Below are 2,209 nucleotides of genomic sequence, written 5' to 3' on the forward strand. Positions count from 1 at the left end.
CTTGAAAAAGAGCGGGGCAAGTTCTTCTCCCTGTTAGTAAGAGAGGGTGGAAAGGTAATCTCTGACGTCATCGCGGAAATTCGGGAAGCGGTGGATTTCCTGCGGTACTACGCAATGCTTGCTAGAGATCAGCTGACTGATCCGATAAAGCTCCCCGGGCCGGCTGGGGAAGAGAATTATCTCTATTTTGAGAGTCGTGGGACCTTCGTTTGTATATCACCCTGGAACTTCCCCCTGGCCATTTTCCTAGGTCCTATTGCGGCAGCTCTTGTTACCGGTAACACGGTCATAGCCAAGCCTGCTGAACAAACCTCTCTGGTAGCTTATGAAGCAGTAAAGCTGCTATACGAGGCGGGTGTTCCAACTGACGTGCTACATTTTGTACCCGGACGAGGGGAAGTGTTAGGCAATGCCTTGCTTAGCAGCGCGAACATCGCGGGCGTCGCGTTTACTGGATCCACTGAAACCGCGAATATCATCAACCAAGCGATAGCTGGACGGGGCCGGGATATAATCCCACTAATCGCAGAAACTGGGGGCATCAATGCCATGGTGGTTGACAGCTCGGCACTACCAGAACAGGTGGTTGAAGATGTTATCACCTCCGCGTTCAAGAGCGCTGGGCAGCGCTGTTCTTCCCTCAGAGTACTGTTCCTACAGGAAGAAATTGCAGATAAAACAATAGAAATGCTTCTAGGCGCTGTGGCGGAGCTGCGGTTGGGTAATCCGATGGCGCTTAGCACCGACATAGGCCCAGTAATCGACCAGCAAAGCTTTGACATGCTAACTTCTTATGTAGAGGAGATGCGAAAAAAGAAGATCAAACTGCTGTGCAAGGCGGATATCAGCTATCTATCCGGCGAAGAAGAGGGGTATTTCTTTCCCCCTCACATTTTTGAATTAGAATCGATGTCCCAGCTCAGCCGAGAAGTGTTTGGGCCTGTGCTGCACGTCATAAGATATAAAAAATCTGACCTGCCAAGTATACTTGATGACATAAATAGCACCGGATACGGGCTCACTTTCGCTATACAGAGCAGAATACAGAGCAGCATTGACGATATCACTGACAGAATAGGAGCGGGTAATGTATACGTGAATAGAAACCAAGTCGGTGCTGTAGTAGGAGTGCAGCCTTTTGGAGGCCGAGGGCTGTCGGGAACCGGTCCCAAGGCTGGCGGTCCGCACTATTTACATCGATTTTTGACAGAGAAAACCGTTACGGTCAATACCGCTGCGCTCGGAGGTAGCGTGTCCTTAACTTGCCTAGAAGATGAATGATCACGGGACAGCTTGCCAATCCTGAATTTAAGATTCACAAGGATAGAGCCGTTGTATAGCCCGTTCATCAACACACTCTTGTAGTGCGCATACTTGGGCGGGCATAATTTAGCTCGGCGTCATGTGACGGGCAATCACGCACGCGCCTCCCTTGTGGCATCGTGAAATTTGCTAACTTGCCTGCAGTTGCTATGCAATATGACCACGCGAGAGCCCAGCTGCACGGTAGCATAGCCTCAAACCTCCACAGTCCGGCATTGCGCTGCATTTTCGGTAACCTCCCCTAGCGTCGTTCCCTCTTAACGCAAGTTCTTAGTTTCAGGCAAGAAACCCGGCTAAATGTCTAAAACTGCGCGCATTAATAAGGGAGAATCCTCCGCGGAGAGGCAATGCGGGCTTCACCTTTACGACACGACATAGACCAATCCTCAGAAAATTGCTTCCCGGTAACGAGCGACTCACTCTAAAATCCCACTATGTCTCCACTACAATCTTCCTAATATGAGCCATAAAAGCAGCTGTGAGATAGACAGCAAGCATAACCTTTCATTTGATGCAGTCTTCAGAGAAATTGACGAGCTCTTTGAAAAGAAGGAAAAGCAGTTACAAAGTATGTTAGATAGTACTCTTCATGCATTTTTGGAGCAATTTAGAGATATGCTAGAGGAAGAGCTGATACAACCATCACAGAAGGAGCACGCACAGTTATTTGCAGAAGTCACCCCCGATAATATCAGTCAAACGGCAAGCATCTCGCATTTGTACCAGAAAAACTTGGAGATTATGAGCAAGATGATGCTAGAAATTATACAAGAAGCTCTTAAAAATTTCACTGTGGTTTAGGGGTATACATGCTAGCAAATCCTGCCTTTCACGTAGTGCGCAAAGCACCACCAACGCATTTTCCCGTCGCACTGACAGAGGTAAA

Annotated in this window: 2 protein-coding genes; both read left to right on the forward strand. The window is 48.4% G+C overall.

Annotation, left to right across the window (positions count from 1 at the left end; translation table 11 throughout):
* The coding region (locus GAC_RS01530) for an L-glutamate gamma-semialdehyde dehydrogenase (protein WP_037349100.1) at positions 1-1,281 on the forward strand (1,281 nt) is incomplete at its 5' end.
* 501 nt (positions 1,282-1,782) lie between these two features.
* Complete coding sequence (locus GAC_RS01535; RefSeq protein WP_010264432.1) at positions 1,783-2,124, forward strand: hypothetical protein; 342 nt, start codon at positions 1,783-1,785, stop codon at positions 2,122-2,124.
* The last annotated feature ends 85 nt before the right edge of the window (positions 2,125-2,209 follow it).

This window comes from Anaplasma marginale str. Florida (assembly GCF_000215485.1).
In the GTDB taxonomy this organism is placed as follows: Bacteria; Pseudomonadota; Alphaproteobacteria; order Rickettsiales; family Anaplasmataceae; genus Anaplasma; species Anaplasma marginale.